The sequence below is a fragment of the Bacillus sp. Au-Bac7 genome, assembly GCF_021341655.1.
Lineage (GTDB): Bacteria > Bacillota > Bacilli > Bacillales > Cytobacillaceae > Niallia.
The window spans coordinates 1-14,495 of record NZ_JAJTTG010000017.1 but is presented as its reverse complement, the minus strand read 5'-3'; the positions used below and the strand labels follow the sequence as shown (position 1 = coordinate 14,495).

The window sequence follows — 14,495 nt, the reverse complement described above, 5'->3', positions numbered from 1 at the left end:
AACGCTTACAATATTGATAAATAAATGATGCCTGTACTTTGAAAAATTACAAAAAATTTTTTTATTCCGAATACTTTGTTCTATTCTTACTTATTCTTACTCTTCTTAGCCTGCCATTTTTGATTATGGAGAATTCATTATAATACGATAATGAGAGTGCTGTATATTATCTTGTCAGAATTCCTAACAGGTTTTTTACAAAAGAACCGCCCCCCCAGTAGGAAAGCGGTTGCAAAAATATGTGTATTCAACCTGCTGTCGGTGTAATGTCATGTATCCATGATAGCTTTATCTGCAGGATATTTTCCTTTTCATCTTTTAAGCCAATTGTCTGCTCATGCAGATTCAGCATTTCTACATTGCCTTTGCATGTCTGCAAAAGACCATTTTTATAGTAGTTAATGACTAGTTGACGATTTCTTGCCAGCTCCTTTAAGATCATTGCTTCTCCTCCTTTGCCTTATACTCCTATCTGTTTCATCTATTTTCACAAATAATTATCATAGTTAGAATTTACTATATGTATAGTATACACTAAAATTAGTAAGCGTTTGCAACTTTTTTATGAACAATTTGTGAACTTTTTTACAAAAACGATAGGGTTATATCTTCAATATATCCAATTCACCATTTCTTAACCGTTTACACTAGTTTATTTTTCCATTTTAACAATTATAGACGAAGCTCCCTTTTTAGGAAAACTAACAAATGATGTAACAAAAGCACTGCGTCATACAATATCTATCACCTCCACAGAAATTAGCAGTTTAAAGAGGAAAAGAATGCAAAGTTATATTGGAATAAGGATTTTAGAATTTCTTAAAGGATAGCTAATCAAGGAGTACTTTGCCTTGCTAATTAGTGCTTTCACTATAAAATGATAACAGTAAAAACGATAAAATAATTAAATGAGGCCATAACTCCTATTACAGCTTTCACAAGTTTTCTGGTACGTTGGCCTTATACGATCAGCAAATTAAACATGCGAATATTTTGTTGATTGCTTGAAGTGGAAAAAATAGTGTAGGAGTAGCACATGCGGTGACAGATTTCAGCTATTGCTGCAATCTTACTGATTTAAAAAGGTTGGAATCGGCGAAACTTCTATTAAAACTTCTGCAATGTTATTTTGGAGAGGAAGTCGCTGTTATTCTCCTTGCATCACCTAGCGTAAATATCCTTTTATCTTCACGTCGGCGTTGAGAAGATTAACCGGCATCCTGGATAGCAAGAAAACGTTAAATCCCTATTACAGGGTTTTTTATGCATTTTTCCTTCCTCTCATTCCTGGATAAGAAGCTGCGAGAATTGAATCCAGTTTAAAAATTCTTGGCTGTTTTCTGTGCAGACAAAAGGCTTTAATATAGTTACCCTTCACTTCCCGAACAAGAATGGTCCTTTTAGAGAAGATTTCATTGCCGCTCATATAAATAATTTCAATTTCTTTGTTTTCCTTTAACGCTCTTTCCAATTGACGATTCATCTAATAATTCACTCCCTTCTTGCATATATTATATACGAACAAACGTTCCAAATCAACCTTGATAAAGAACATTTGTTCTGGTATATTTTACTTAGAGCAAAAGGAGATGGATAACTTGATTAAAGACAAAGGAAGAATGAAATGGACTGCAATGATTACTCGGCAACTGCCGGAAAAGGAGGATACTGAGAATAGCGCAGAAACAGACGGAGGTTTCCCAGCAGACATCGACATGCTCATACATGAAGCAATGGAGTATAACTGGACGCTTGAATACAAGCTAACATTCGCTGACTCCATTCATTCGCTATATGGAACGACTGTTTTTATTGATTATCTAAAAAAAGAGCTGCGGATTAAGGATAAAGAGCATCATATTCATTTTGTGCCATTTGCTAGTCTCCTCTCAAGCAAGAGAGCGGAATAGGAGATTAGGGACATGACAGCAATACTTGATTCAGATCGAAGATTAATCAGCCAATCCGTACATCTTGCCCTTGTATTATCTGTATTGGAATATGATCGCAAAAAAATAGAGGGTACTTCTTTTAAAATCAAAAATGTTTATTTGAATCTGATTGAACATACGATGCTGAAGGTGCAAGCCGACTTGAAAGTAATCAAGGAGGATATGAAAAGGAATCAATTGAGAGTACAACGGGGCAAAAATGACGGATTTGCTACAGAATATGATTTTTACTGCAGGGGATATCATGAACCACACCGCTTTTATAATACAAACCTTAAGAATAATACACAGAAGCTGCTTATTTATTATTTGATGCGCAACAAAGAGTAAAACTTGGCTGCGCATAGTTCAGGGGTTAATATGCCGATTATACGTTTGCTTATGCAACCCCTTTGAACATACAGGTTAATCTGATTCATTTCCATTCTTCGCTTAATATCGCATAATAGTATTCATCCCACCAGTTTTCCCCTGCCGGAATGCATTTTTTAAAATATCCTTCTCTGCGCATGCCAATCTTCTCCATCACTTTAAAGGAAGCAATATTTTCTGGCTGACATGTGGCGATAATCCGATGAAGCTGCATATGTTCAAAACCGTATCCAATCATAGCCTTGGCCGCTTCTGAAGCATAGCCCTTGTTACAGTAATCAGGATGGAACACCCAGCCGATTTCATAGGTATGATCACCGAAGTACTTAAAAAAACCGAGATGACCAATCAGCTTATTTTCCACAGCTAATATGACAGGAAAATATTCAGCAGACTGACCTTGATTTTTCCGCACAAATTGTTTTGTTTTCTCTTCCGTCATCACACCTTCAGGGATATAATGCATTACATTACTGTTGGAAGTATAACGAAATACATCCTGCCAGTCATTATCGTTAAACTCGCGGATTAGCAGCCTAGATGTCTTTATTTTCATGATTTCCTCCCCCACCATTCTCTATAACTTTAAAAAAAGCTCTTGTCTATATATTCCATCTATATCTCTTATCCCCTGTTATAAATTTACAAAAAATAATCAACAATAGATTAAAAAAATGAGTTCTAAGATAAATTTCCGCCCAATAAATAGGTTGAATCAAAAGTCACTCATGATGAAGTGATTTTTTATTTTGAATAAGCCAAGCAGTACAGCACATAATCTAAACGGGAAGGAGTGACGCAATTGGCTAAAAAAAAGGAACAGGTATTTCTTGTTGTTGTAATAGAAGGGTCTGTGATTAAAAGAATTATGATTCTCGATATAATAGTCGGTTCTGGCATTTATTATGCCTTGCAATGGATGTGTTCGAGTATAATAATCAGCATGATTGGCAGTATGGTTGGTACAGAAGGAATTAAAAAGGTGCAGAAGCAGCGAAAGAATCCTGATGTAAAGCTAGTACGAGTTTTAAAAACAGCGAAATAGACTTCGATCGCCCCCCTGAACAATATTCCTCGTTATTTATGAGGTTCCCCTTTTAAGAATCGGACATGTTTCCTTAATCACCAGACGGCATATAGTAACCTATAACGACTGCAAGGAGATGATTAATTGTGCATTTATACTATGACTATGCATCATTTCAACAGCGTAGCAAAGAGCTCGCCGCAAAAATTGCAAAGGCAATAGATGAGGAGTATGCCGCTATTCACTGTTACAAACAATTAGAATCATTAGCACCAACTAAACGAGAAAGAAAGATAATTAACGAGATACGCAGAGACGAAATCAACCATTATAATATGTTCTCCTATATTTACACCGAGCTCACTGGTCAAAAGCACTCAGCTGCCATTTCAGAAGCCTGCCCGCAAAATTATCATGCAGGAGTTAATTCTGCCTTTGTAGACGAACAAGAAGCTGTCGATTTTTATTTAGAAATCTCTGACAGCACAAATAATAATTTTATTAAAGAATCATTTAAAAGGGCAGCGATGGATGAACAAAACCATGCTGTTTGGTTTTTGTATTTCTTGACAGCCTTATCCAAAAGATAAAAAAAGCACCCGATGGATGCTTTTTTTAATGAAACTATTTTTTCACAGTTATTGGGGAAAAACTGCCGGAAACCTTCATCTTTTATGCTTCTTATCATTTTCTAAAGTGTAAATTGACATAATTGTAATAACCAGTACAACAACACTTAAAATATAATATGTATTTTGGTAGCCGATAGTGGAGTACATACCTCCTGCCACACTGGAAAAAACCATAATGGAAATTTGCTTCGCAAAATTAAATGCTAGTAAATATACGGTAGCTGATAGTCTAATATCAAATACACCTGTTATATATTTAAAAATGGAAATTAACAATAATGGCATTTCAACAGCTGCAATTAAGCGCACAATCGATAGGGAAATAGGACCGATTGCAACAGCACTGCCAAAAATACGAATGAATGTTAATGCACCGAACAAGAGCAAACCATTTTTCGCACCAATCTTATTGATAAGAATCGGCATAAAAACCATGATGATTGCTTCAAGACCAATCTGTAGTGAAACAAGCTTGCTGAATACATTTGTTCCTTCAGCAGGTGTAGTAAAAAATTGCTTATAATAATTCGGAAACTGCTGGTCAAATACATCATACATGCATGCAGTACCGATGATGAAAAGCCCCAGCATCCAAAAGTTCCTTAGCTTAAATACAGAGAAAATGACTTCCTTCGTCAACGGCTCTGCCGCAGATTCCTTTGCTGCAAAAGATGCTGTTTTGTCGATCTTCGCCGTATACAAAAGAATACTAAGAACAATTCCTGATAAGGATGCCACCCAAAAGATGCTGAAAGGATGTGCAACGAAAAGAAGCCCTGAGACGAAGGTAGCCGTTGCTCCAGCAACAGAACCAAACAGACGAGCACGTCCATATTCAAACTTATTAGCCCTGCTAGCCCTTTCTATGTATGATTCTATTACACCAACTCCGCCATATAATACAGAACTTAAATAAACGCTGCCAAGAAGTGCACCGGCAATTATATTTAAGTCTAATAAAGAAATAAATACATAACTGAAAAACGGACCCATAAAAATGGCTGCACCTGCCACTGTAGCAAACAAATGCTTTTTGAACACAAGCTTGTCCGACAAGATTCCAAAGAACGGCTGATACAGGAGTGCAACTAATGACATGGCAGAAAACACATAGCCAGATTCTGTAGCAGATAAACCTGCCTGCTCCTCAAGCCATATTGGTAAAAATGTAAAAACAGTCGCCCAAATAAAAAAGTAAAAGAAAAAGAGTCCACCGAAGTTCCAAAAGCTCTTTTGAGTTTGTATCATTTTTTTAACACTCCCTCTTTCTGTAAAACTATTAAATTATATACCTTTTCATAATAAGATAGACTTACACTGTGATTGCTAACATCTAAAAGTGTTCAAGCAATGTATTGTTGAGCCTTTAATTATGAAAGGGCTTACTTTCTGAAGATTATAGTACTAGTACGTACAATTGTCAAATTAAAATACATCTAGTACGTACTAATTTATTTAATTTTTATATGAATATTTTCATACATTTACCTACAAATTGCCTATGTTTAAATTTACCACTTTGTCTAGTTTTGTCGAAAGTATAGTCAAATAGAATCTATTTTAATAAAATGGTTTTTGTATTAGAGATATGAGGGGGAAAAAGTTTTGAAAAAGTTTTTTAAATTTGGTTGTTTAGGAATTATTGCACTTATTGTCCTAATTATTATCTTAGCAGTTGCATTTAGTGGTAATGACGATAATGTATCTACTAAATCAAAGTCTGGTAGTTCAGAACAGGCATCTAGCGAAGAAAATACTAAGGAGTCTAAAGTAGGAACACGCTCCAATCCAGTAAAACTAAACGAAGTTGCTACTATTGAAACTTCAACATATGATGATGAATCAAATAGCTATAATACTACAATTGATTTATCTGTCGAAAAGGTTATTCGTGGTGAAGAAGCACAGAGTCAACTAAAGAAAATGAATGAGTTTAACGAAGATGCTCCAGAAGGTTATGAATGGGTGCTTGTTGATGCTAAAGTTAAAGTAGCTGATTCTGAGACAGAGGACTATCCTTTTTCAATTGACGGCATAATGTACTTTGATTTTGTAAGTGAAAGCGGAGATATTTATAGCGGTGATATAGTAGGTACTACAGAACCTGATTTTTCTTTTGAAATGTATAAAGGAAATGAAAAACAAGGTTACATCGCTGGTCTTGTTAAAACTGGAGAAAAAGCAACTCTCCAATACGACCCAATGGTAAGCAGTTCTGTATTCTTCAATTTACAATAAATAACCAAGCAGCCCCTCTCAAACGAGAGGGGCTTTTACTCTATACTTTACTACCTCTTTAGATAGTCGTTAATCACAGAAAGGAGAAAAGAGATAACAAAATCCTAAAGCATAGTTATTATAGAAAGATTTTATAGCCTACTTTAGGATATAGATCATTGAAATTGCATAAATGCTTCATAAGAAACTTTATCTTTTTTTAAAACTAAAATCACCATAAAAAAGATATTAGAGTTTATAACAAAAAACCACTTACGAAAGAATTCATAAGTGGTTTTTGTTAGGACGTCCCAGGAGAGATTCGAACTCCCGACCGTACGCTTAGAAGGCGTATGCTCTATCCGGCTGAGCTACTGGGACATGGCTTTGAATATTTATTTAACGTCCTCATCAGGACAATATTTATTATATGTTCTAGGCGAAATAAAGTCAACATGTTTTTGAAAGTTTTTTTCCTGAAGAGGAAAATTATCTTTTTTCCTCTTCAGGAAGTTTTTACAGTGGGAACTCTGCTGTTAATTCAGAGAGCTGCCCTGAATTAAAATCGTATACTTCTGTTTTTAATGATTTATCTTCGACTGTGAGAATGACATATGTCTTTTCCATTCTTCCTCTTGGAAGACGAAGACTGCCTGGATTGATGAAGAGGACATCTTCAATCATTTCCATGCCAAGGTAGTGGCTGTGGCCGAAGCAGGCAATTTGCGCACCAACCTCTTTTGCTCTGTACAGCAATCTGCTGACAGATGATTTCACGCCATAGAGGTGGCCGTGAACCATTAAAAGTTTTTTTCCGTTCACTTCTTGTATTGTTTCTTCTGGATATTTTGCGTAATAATCGCAGTTTCCTTGAACTACGACATAGCCAGCGATGGCTTGGTCATCAGCTGGGAGCTCTGAGTCTCCGCAATGGAGAAACAGATCTGCTTCATCCTTATGCCTTTCCTTTAATTGCTGAAGCTCGTCCACAAGTCCATGGCTGTCACTGACGATTAGAACCTTCATTGTCCATTCCTCTCCTTAAAGAACATCTGACAGCTGTTCTTTTAGTTTTTTCAGTGCATTCGCTCTGTGGCTGATGCTGTTTTTCTTTTCTGGCGGCAATTCAGCCATTGCTTTCCCTTCTTCTTTTACAAAGAAAATTGGATCATAGCCAAAGCCGTATTCTCCTCTTTTTTCCTCTAAAATAACGCCTTCGCAAGTTCCTGTGAAGGTTTGTGTTCTGTTTTCCGGATTAGCAATAGCTAAGGTACAGCAAAAGCGTGCTGTTCGCTTTTCATGCGGAACTCCTTCTAATTCTCTTAGAACTTTATCCATATTTGCCTGGTCATTTTTCTGCTCCCCTGCATAGCGAGCAGAATAGACACCTGGTCTGCCTTCTAATGCATCAACCATCAATCCGGAATCATCGGAAATAACGACCTTTCCTAACAGCTTAGACACTGTCTCTGCCTTTAATACCGCATTTTCCTCGAATGTAGTGCCTGTTTCTTCTACATCGTCTATTTCTGGGTAATCAAGCAATGTTTTGACAGAGTAGCCTAGTGGTTCAAACATTTCCACAAATTCTTTCGCTTTGCCTCGGTTTTTTGTTGCGATAATAACTTCTTTCATTTTGCTCCCACTTCCTGCTGCGTTTTTTAATTATGTAACTCTTGATTTTTCTTCTTACATTTTACTATCAAAAAATAGGACAGTCCAATCATATATGAAAAGTTCCTACAAACTAAAAAAGGCTGCATAAGCGCAGCCTTCTTATTAGAAACTTCCAGTATTAACTTTTTCAGGACGAGACACTGGTTCTGTGAGGCTTTTTCCTTCCTCATTAACAAGGTCTTGTTCACCGTTCACCGTAATAGCGACACTTTCAATTCCTTCCTGTTCTGTCAGTGACAGCACTAAGGAATTTAACAGATCATCAGAAACAGTTTTTTCTTCTCCATCTGCGCTGTTATAAATAGACTCATTGAAGTTTAATGTAACTTTTCCATCTGTGACAACAGGGTCATCCAACAGCGCTACATCTTGCTCCATAAATGTTGCCAAAGCAGATCCTGTTCCAGGGCCTTCCGCAAGCTCCCCTACTGCAGCAGCAATATTATTTTCTTCTGAATTGCTAACACGCTTTGTTACTGGAACATAGTAGTATTCGCCAGTCTCTCCGCCAACATAGTAAACCGTAAGCGGTTTTGTGTTTGTGATGTCGGCAACATCTTTCGTATCAATATTGATTCCGTCTGCTCTTGTCAAGGTACTTTGAAGCGGGGTTTTAGCTACAGGCATTTCTTTCAATTCTTTGCCATTAACTTGCAGTTTAACGGAATCAATTGTATCAAACTGAGTTAATGTCCATGTAACGGACTGCATAATTTTTGACTCATCACTTGCTTCGTAGTCATTAAACTCTTTTGAGAAATCAACTGTAGCAACTTTATCCTTAATATTAACACTAACACTTGTGCCAGCAGGAAGCACGCCTTGGAAGCCGTTTGGCAGCATTTCTGTGACAGGACCATCCTTCACTAAATACTCAAGGCTTTCCTTCGCAACACTGTTAGTTTTAGGGATATTTAAGGTTTGCGGAACAACAAATCCATCTTTATCGACTAAATAAAGCTCGATTGGCATGGAATCAGCTGCAGTTGCTTCTTCTCCAGCCTTGGCTGCCGTTTCCTCTGCCGCATTATCCGTATATGTAGTTTCTTGCGGCGGATCGACACTCTCTTTTCCACTATCTTCACCAAAAAGGCCACAGCCAGATAGCATAACTGTTGATACGAATGCAGCAGACAAAATCGTTAGCTTTTTATTCTTAGACATCATTAATCACTCCTAAGACAGTTTGTACTAATATGTATACGAGCTATTTCTAAATTTAGACCGAGCTCTCCAAATTTTTTTTAATCCATATAAAAAAGACTAAGCATAAGCTGCCTAGTCTTTAGGAGAGTTTAATCGTCTCTACTGCTTCAATTTTCTGGTCGAGCCAATCTGATGCAATTCTTGCAAAGATATCGCTGGAACCTGTTGTATAAAACTCATGCTCGTTCTTTTCCTGGGGTGATGCCAGCTGTTCACTGTGAGCAAGAATTGTACTTACTTCCCGCGCTGTCTCAGCACCGGAGCTGATCACCTTAACCTTGTCCCCCATTTCCTCTCTTATCACTTTTTCTAAAAGAGGATAGTGTGTACAACCAAGAATCAGTGTGTCAATGTCACTGCCTTTAAAAGGAGCAAGCGTTTGTCTGACGATGCGTTTCGCTACCGGTCCATCGTACTCTCCGCTTTCCACAAGGGGAACGAATTTAGGGCATGCAAGACTTTCCGTGCGGACTTTTTTGTTTATTTGCTTAAGAGCCTTTTCATATGCTTTACTTTTCACCGTACCGATAGTTCCAATCATGCCTATATAATTGTTCCTCGTCACTTTAATCGCAGTTCTAGCTCCGGGAACAATCACACCGATGACAGGAATGGACAGCTGCTCCTTTATTTCGTCAAGGGCAACAGCTGTTGCTGTATTACAGGCAATGACAAGCATCTTAATGTTTTTCTGCAACAGAAATCTTGTCAATTCCCATGTGAATGCTTTTACTTCTTCTCCAGATCTTGGTCCATATGGACATCTTGCTGTATCACCTAAATAAATAATCTTTTCATTTGGCAGCTGCCGCATGATTTCTTTTGCAACAGTCAAACCGCCAACTCCAGAATCTATAACACCTATTGGTCTATCCAAACTTACCGCCTCATTTTTCCCGCATTTCTTGATGTAGTCTAATAAAGTTGTCTTTCAAATGTCCAACTTCTTCTAGTGAGTAATTACCCAACACTTCTTGTAAATACATTTGTCTTTTTTTGATTACTTCGTCAATCAGCCTTTTTCCTTCATCTAATAAATGGATGCGCACGACACGGCGGTCATTCGGGTCTTTGACACGCTGCACCAATTCGTTCTTTTCCATCCGATCTACTAAATCAGTCGTTGTGCTGAAGGCAAGATACATTTTATTAGATAATTCGCCGATTGTCATGTCCCCATCTTCAAAAAGCCATTGCAATGCAACAAATTGAGGCGGAGTAATCGTATAATTACTTAGGATTTCCCGACCCTTCTGCTTAATGATTCCAGAAATGTATCTCATATCTTTTTCAATGATTGCTATCATATCTAAATACTCTTTTGAGTTTTTTTCTTCTACATTCATTGCTACATCTCCTATTATCTGTCCAATTTATCTATCATCCTCATTACTTAATAATAATTATAGTCTAGATTGGGCAAATCGTAAACGTATAGACTAAAATGCCTTTATATTGCTGTGACAACTAAAAAGAGGCTTGAACAATACAAAATATATCTTTAAAAATGAATAATAAATAATTTTCTCTTATAGCCGAGATATCGATTACCCTCCGCTCCACTCCGTTAAGGCCTTCAATCATTTTATCCAACAGAAAAAAACCAAACTATTATGAGCAAGTTTCATTAGAATATCGCATAATAATTCGGATTTGTTATTTTAAGTACTTTTGACACAGCTACTTTTTGCAACTCATTATGTATTTTTTCAGGTAAAACTTTGAAAGGTGACATAAAAAGCCGTAAGTAATCCTTCCCATTGGTAGGATTCTTTTAGTCAGCTTTTTATAAAGTCACCTTTCGTTAGCTTATAGCTCTAGTTCTCCCATTCTTAGGAGTTCTACAACAGCCTGTGAACGCCCCTTAACGCCCAGCTTCTGCATCGCATTAGAAATATGGTTGCGAACTGTTTTTTCGCTGATGAACAAATCACTCGCGATTTCCTTGGTCGTTTTGTCTTGGACCAACAGTTCAAATACTTCTCTTTCCCTTTTTGTTAATAATGGCTTGTGAGTAAATTCATTCTCCTTCAAGTAGTGTAACCCTCCTTGCCTTTGCCAGCTATGAACTATGGGATGGGTATATTTTATAGTCTGAATATATTATGTGGGGAAAAGCATTGGAGTGACTGTATATCCTTAAAATGGACGGCATTTTTTATCGTTTATACGCTTGATATACGCTTTCCCTTTAGTTCTGATTTTCCCTACAATTCGCAGGACAAGGCATTACTTTTCCAATCTATCGTGTCCTTTAATAACGGCCATTAGAATAATATGGCTGCTGCGTGCTGTAGGGATAATATCCGTGATTATAATAAGAAGTTTCATTATTTCGACTGTGCTGTGTTTGGACACATTCGTCTGTTGGTCCAATTACTATCGTTTCATTCTTTAATGGTGCAAGTATCTTTTTTAATTGGACTGGGTCGAGACAATACGTGTGAGCGAGCACTTCGACTGGTGTTTTTGTAAGGATATCAGAACCAAATATATATTCAGGGTACGGAGCGTCAAAGATGGCAAGCAGATGAGTTCTATCTTCCGAGGCTATTTCCCAATGCCACCAGCCTTGGGGTATGTTGGCTACTTGACCTGGTTTAATGGGAATATTGGATACTTTATTGGTAAATGGATTGATAAGTGAGACAACTGCAGATCCAGATATACAGTAGACAAGTTCTGCAGCGTTCTGATGGTAATGAGGTTCGACCACTTTTTTGCTGCTCAAGTAAATATCTAATAAAGAAACCTCACCGAGAGTGTTTAACACATCCCTGCCTAGTCGGTTAATATAATTATCAGCATTTCGAGTGTTTAGACGATTCCTATTAACGTCAGAAAAATAGCTGATATTAGGCTTTGTATAGTCCATATAGGAGGTTGGCATCGCATACAGTCCCCATTTCTTGTTAAAGTGCTACAACGTATTGTATGAAAAATGGCAAAAAGCGTGACACTCACCCTAATTTATAAAAAAAGAAGGATACCGTAAAAGGCACCCTCCTTCTCTATGATATGTTATCTAACGTCAGCAGGAATCGTTCAAAATATGGCTTTACGATGAAATCCTTCGCACCATGCTTTAAAGCAGCTGTAACATTCCTGCTTTGTCCCATCGCGGAACAAATAATGATTCTTGCATCACAATCAAATTCCATAATCCTTTGCAATGCTGTCATCCCATCCATACAATCCATCGTTAAATCGAGGATAAGGATGTCCGGCTTCAGCTCTTTGTATACCGATACAGCCTCACAGCCGTCAGATGCTTCCCCGATGACTTTGTATTTGCTGTTATTTAATAGATTTTTTATGTAAGTTCTCATAAATAAAGAGTCGTCTGCAATAACAACCCTGACTTCCAATGTTACCACTCCTAATTCTAACTTTGGCAAACTTAAGAAAGGAGTAATTTGTATGTATGCAGGACTTAAGATTCCTGGCAGCCCGGCTGCCATTGCTGTTGCTTTAGGCCCGTGGCTTTGCGTCTTTTACTTTCGTAAAATTTGCCAATGATTTTATCATAGCACAGTATTTTTCAACTATATAGTTGTTTTTATAAGGAAATGAAAGAACATAAACAGCTTGTTAAATGAGCAACAAAAATCCTTTCACCTAAAAAAAAACTTGGAATACAATTAGACTATATCCCAGATTTTAATATGTATACTTGATTGCCTACTACCAATACGTACAAAGTAAGGTCTATTTTTTATGAGATCCTTTCTTTTCATTACAGAATCCAACAATTCTATCTCCCAACCTTCCATTTTCTTTATTTCAAATATACCCCACAAATTAATCATTTTCTTTTTTGGTTAATTGTATGATTTATTATAATTTTTGTTCGGAATTTTACTGATATCTATAAAAATATACGTTTGCCCTATATCCCGGCATTGCAATTATAAATATAATGCCTAATTAATTCATGCACAAAAAAGAGTCATTTACATAAATAGGCAGGTAACATAGTACATTGTCTTGCCCTGACACATATCATACATGGAAAACATAACTAGGAGGTTATTTGGAGATGAATAAAGAAGTATTACAGACATTAGTAGGTAAAACAATTAAAGTGGATAGGGGAGGCCCTGAGTCTCGTATCGGGAAATTATTAGGAGTTAGCGAAGACCATTTCACTCTTCTTACTGAAGCAGATGGTGTCGTTTATTATTTAACACATCACATCAAAAGCCTGACAGAGAACACAAAAAAGGGTCTTCCATTTGAACTTGAAATACCAGAATTATTCACATTTGTAACTGCTCCAACTCTTTTTGAAGTAATGGAAAGCTTAAAATACAATTGGGTAAAAATCAATCGCGGTGGCAAAGAGTCAGTTGAAGGCGTATTGGATGACATTAACCTAGAGTATATCACAATCGTTCATAATGAAGAGATTATCAGAATTGCTACATTCCACATCCACAATATCAGCTATGGACTCAAAATTGAAAAACCAAAGAAAGATGAGTCTGAGAAACAAGAAGAAAATAAGAATGATAAGAAGGAAGAAAAAACAGAAGAAAAGGGCAGTGAAAAATAATCATTATGATTAGTCGCTTCTTTTATAGAAGCGACTCTCATTTAGGAGGTGGTTCTTATGGGAGAATTCACTTTTTCCAATGCACTTGATAGACTGAAAAGATTCAAGATACGACTTTTCCTAAATAAAGATCAATATGTGGAAGGCACATTACTCGATGTAAAAGAGGATCATTTAATTCTAGAAACGAATGGAAACATCTACTATTTCGCATTAGACCAGATTCATGCTATTACAAAAAATGCAAAAGACAATAATCCATTACCTTTAGAATTTCCACTTGAGACTAAAAAAGACTTAAATGAATTATTAGAGGAATTACGTTACAGTTGGGTGACCATTACTTGCAACTCCAATCAGGTTTTTAAAGGGATGCTTAGTAAAGTGACCGACGACTTCTTAATTTTAATTAATAAGGAAGAACAAATGTATATTCTTAAAACCTCTATCATTAATATCTTTAATGGCCTGCAAGAGGATAATAGTCCTTCTTCTAATCAGGAGCAGTCGTCTAATAAAGAAGATGATTCTTCACAAATCCGTATGGAAGAAGTAGCAGAAAACAGCGAATCATCTAAGGAAACTGCTGCTGATTATGATACAGGAACAAGAAATGATGCTGACTCCGAACACAGCACAGAACCAGTTAAAAGTGAGGTCTACGATTTCAGCACAAACTCAGTTGAAGATACAGTTTCTGATTTCAACACAGATCCAGCTGAAGAGGCGGTCTCTATTTTCAACACAGATCCAGCTGAAGATGCGGTCTCTGCTTTCAACACGGAACCAGTTGCAGATACGGTCTCTGCTTTCAACACGGAACCAGTTGCAGATGCGGTCTCTGCTTTCAACACGGA

The 14,495-nt window shown here is 36.9% G+C and carries 19 protein-coding genes, 1 tRNA gene and 1 riboswitch; of the genes, 7 read left to right on the top strand and 13 right to left on the bottom strand.

What is annotated here, in order from left to right:
* Nucleotides 1-247: 247 nt before the first annotated feature.
* Both LXM54_RS24190 and LXM54_RS24185 read right to left on the bottom strand, forming a co-directional pair.
* A complete protein-coding gene (locus LXM54_RS24190; protein WP_233318300.1) occupies nucleotides 248-442 on the bottom strand; it encodes a YolD-like family protein in 195 nt (64 codons plus the stop codon).
* A gap of 819 nt (nucleotides 443-1,261) precedes the next feature.
* Nucleotides 1,262-1,483, bottom strand: a complete 222-nt coding sequence (locus LXM54_RS24185; protein ID WP_233318299.1) for a WYL domain-containing protein — start codon at nucleotides 1,481-1,483, stop codon at nucleotides 1,262-1,264.
* A 115-nt stretch (nucleotides 1,484-1,598) separates the two neighbouring features.
* Here LXM54_RS24185 and LXM54_RS24180 point away from each other — a divergent pair, with 115 nt between their 5' ends.
* Complete coding sequence (locus LXM54_RS24180) at nucleotides 1,599-1,910, top strand: YolD-like family protein (RefSeq protein WP_233318297.1); 312 nt, start codon at nucleotides 1,599-1,601, stop codon at nucleotides 1,908-1,910.
* A gap of 12 nt (nucleotides 1,911-1,922) precedes the next feature.
* The gene (locus LXM54_RS24175) at nucleotides 1,923-2,282 is read left to right on the top strand and encodes a hypothetical protein (RefSeq protein WP_233318295.1); all 360 of its coding nucleotides are present in this window, start codon (nucleotides 1,923-1,925) and stop codon (nucleotides 2,280-2,282) included.
* A gap of 85 nt (nucleotides 2,283-2,367) precedes the next feature.
* Here LXM54_RS24175 and LXM54_RS24170 read toward each other — a convergent pair whose 3' ends face one another.
* Entirely contained in the window at nucleotides 2,368-2,880 is a 513-nt protein-coding gene (locus LXM54_RS24170) for a GNAT family N-acetyltransferase (protein WP_233318292.1), read from the bottom strand.
* A gap of 246 nt (nucleotides 2,881-3,126) precedes the next feature.
* Between LXM54_RS24170 and LXM54_RS24165 the strand changes: the two genes are divergently transcribed.
* Nucleotides 3,127-3,369, top strand: a complete 243-nt coding sequence (locus LXM54_RS24165) for a hypothetical protein (protein ID WP_233318290.1) — start codon at nucleotides 3,127-3,129, stop codon at nucleotides 3,367-3,369.
* Between the two features lie 128 nt (nucleotides 3,370-3,497).
* Nucleotides 3,498-3,941 (top strand): ferritin-like domain-containing protein, encoded by a 444-nt coding sequence (locus tag LXM54_RS28350; RefSeq protein ID WP_233318288.1) that lies wholly within the window; start codon nucleotides 3,498-3,500, stop codon nucleotides 3,939-3,941.
* A 75-nt stretch (nucleotides 3,942-4,016) separates the two neighbouring features.
* On the opposite strand, the gene LXM54_RS24155 is transcribed toward LXM54_RS28350, so the two are convergent.
* Entirely contained in the window at nucleotides 4,017-5,231 is a 1,215-nt protein-coding gene (locus LXM54_RS24155) for an oligosaccharide MFS transporter (protein WP_233318286.1), read from the bottom strand.
* 357 nt (nucleotides 5,232-5,588) lie between these two features.
* Between LXM54_RS24155 and LXM54_RS24150 the strand changes: the two genes are divergently transcribed.
* Entirely contained in the window at nucleotides 5,589-6,221 is a 633-nt protein-coding gene (locus LXM54_RS24150) for a hypothetical protein (protein WP_233318284.1), read from the top strand.
* Nucleotides 6,222-6,507: 286 nt separating this feature from the next.
* Here LXM54_RS24150 and LXM54_RS24145 read toward each other — a convergent pair.
* The 9 genes from LXM54_RS24145 to LXM54_RS24105 all read right to left on the bottom strand — a co-directional run bounded on the left by LXM54_RS24145 (nucleotide 6,508) and on the right by LXM54_RS24105 (nucleotide 12,451).
* Nucleotides 6,508-6,581 (bottom strand) — tRNA-Arg (locus tag LXM54_RS24145).
* Nucleotides 6,582-6,716: 135 nt separating this feature from the next.
* Entirely contained in the window at nucleotides 6,717-7,226 is a 510-nt protein-coding gene (locus tag LXM54_RS24140) for a metallophosphoesterase family protein (protein ID WP_233318283.1), read from the bottom strand.
* A 15-nt stretch (nucleotides 7,227-7,241) separates the two neighbouring features.
* Entirely contained in the window at nucleotides 7,242-7,835 is a 594-nt protein-coding gene (locus LXM54_RS24135) for an XTP/dITP diphosphatase (RefSeq protein WP_233318281.1), read from the bottom strand.
* Nucleotides 7,836-7,979: 144 nt separating this feature from the next.
* Complete coding sequence (locus tag LXM54_RS24130) at nucleotides 7,980-9,041, bottom strand: GerMN domain-containing protein (protein WP_233318416.1); 1,062 nt, start codon at nucleotides 9,039-9,041, stop codon at nucleotides 7,980-7,982.
* A gap of 121 nt (nucleotides 9,042-9,162) precedes the next feature.
* The gene (gene racE, locus LXM54_RS24125) at nucleotides 9,163-9,960 is read right to left on the bottom strand and encodes a glutamate racemase (RefSeq protein WP_233318279.1); all 798 of its coding nucleotides are present in this window, start codon (nucleotides 9,958-9,960) and stop codon (nucleotides 9,163-9,165) included.
* A gap of 10 nt (nucleotides 9,961-9,970) precedes the next feature.
* Nucleotides 9,971-10,429 (bottom strand): MarR family winged helix-turn-helix transcriptional regulator, encoded by a 459-nt coding sequence (locus LXM54_RS24120; RefSeq protein ID WP_233318277.1) that lies wholly within the window; start codon nucleotides 10,427-10,429, stop codon nucleotides 9,971-9,973.
* A 463-nt stretch (nucleotides 10,430-10,892) separates the two neighbouring features.
* Entirely contained in the window at nucleotides 10,893-11,117 is a 225-nt protein-coding gene (gene gerE, locus LXM54_RS24115) for a spore germination transcription factor GerE (RefSeq protein ID WP_016201768.1), read from the bottom strand.
* 220 nt (nucleotides 11,118-11,337) lie between these two features.
* A complete protein-coding gene (locus tag LXM54_RS24110; protein WP_233318275.1) occupies nucleotides 11,338-11,973 on the bottom strand; it encodes a cupin domain-containing protein in 636 nt (211 codons plus the stop codon).
* Between the two features lie 121 nt (nucleotides 11,974-12,094).
* Complete coding sequence (locus LXM54_RS24105; protein ID WP_233318273.1) at nucleotides 12,095-12,451, bottom strand: response regulator; 357 nt, start codon at nucleotides 12,449-12,451, stop codon at nucleotides 12,095-12,097.
* A gap of 73 nt (nucleotides 12,452-12,524) precedes the next feature.
* Nucleotides 12,525-12,607: riboswitch (cyclic di-GMP riboswitch) on the bottom strand.
* 515 nt (nucleotides 12,608-13,122) lie between these two features.
* Between LXM54_RS24105 and LXM54_RS24100 the strand changes: the two genes are divergently transcribed.
* Both LXM54_RS24100 and LXM54_RS24095 read left to right on the top strand, forming a co-directional pair.
* A complete protein-coding gene (locus LXM54_RS24100) occupies nucleotides 13,123-13,638 on the top strand; it encodes a hypothetical protein (RefSeq protein ID WP_233318271.1) in 516 nt (171 codons plus the stop codon).
* Between the two features lie 57 nt (nucleotides 13,639-13,695).
* The coding region (locus LXM54_RS24095) for a hypothetical protein (RefSeq protein ID WP_233318269.1) at nucleotides 13,696-14,495 on the top strand (800 nt) is incomplete at its 3' end.

Coding starts and splice junctions, on each gene's coding strand:
- LXM54_RS24175 (WP_233318295.1), top strand. CDS start 1,923: ATGACAGCAATACTTGATTCAGATCGAAGATTAATCAGCCAATCCGTA.
- LXM54_RS24140 (WP_233318283.1), bottom strand. CDS start 7,226: ATGAAGGTTCTAATCGTCAGTGACAGCCATGGACTTGTGGACGAGCTT.
- LXM54_RS24155 (WP_233318286.1), bottom strand. CDS start 5,231: ATGATACAAACTCAAAAGAGCTTTTGGAACTTCGGTGGACTCTTTTTC.
- LXM54_RS24190 (WP_233318300.1), bottom strand. CDS start 442: ATGATCTTAAAGGAGCTGGCAAGAAATCGTCAACTAGTCATTAACTAC.
- LXM54_RS24185 (WP_233318299.1), bottom strand. CDS start 1,483: ATGAATCGTCAATTGGAAAGAGCGTTAAAGGAAAACAAAGAAATTGAA.
- LXM54_RS24110 (WP_233318275.1), bottom strand. CDS start 11,973: ATGCCAACCTCCTATATGGACTATACAAAGCCTAATATCAGCTATTTT.
- LXM54_RS24120 (WP_233318277.1), bottom strand. CDS start 10,429: ATGAATGTAGAAGAAAAAAACTCAAAAGAGTATTTAGATATGATAGCA.
- LXM54_RS24135 (WP_233318281.1), bottom strand. CDS start 7,835: ATGAAAGAAGTTATTATCGCAACAAAAAACCGAGGCAAAGCGAAAGAA.
- LXM54_RS24130 (WP_233318416.1), bottom strand. CDS start 9,041: ATGTCTAAGAATAAAAAGCTAACGATTTTGTCTGCTGCATTCGTATCA.
- LXM54_RS24100 (WP_233318271.1), top strand. CDS start 13,123: ATGAATAAAGAAGTATTACAGACATTAGTAGGTAAAACAATTAAAGTG.
- LXM54_RS24170 (WP_233318292.1), bottom strand. CDS start 2,880: ATGAAAATAAAGACATCTAGGCTGCTAATCCGCGAGTTTAACGATAAT.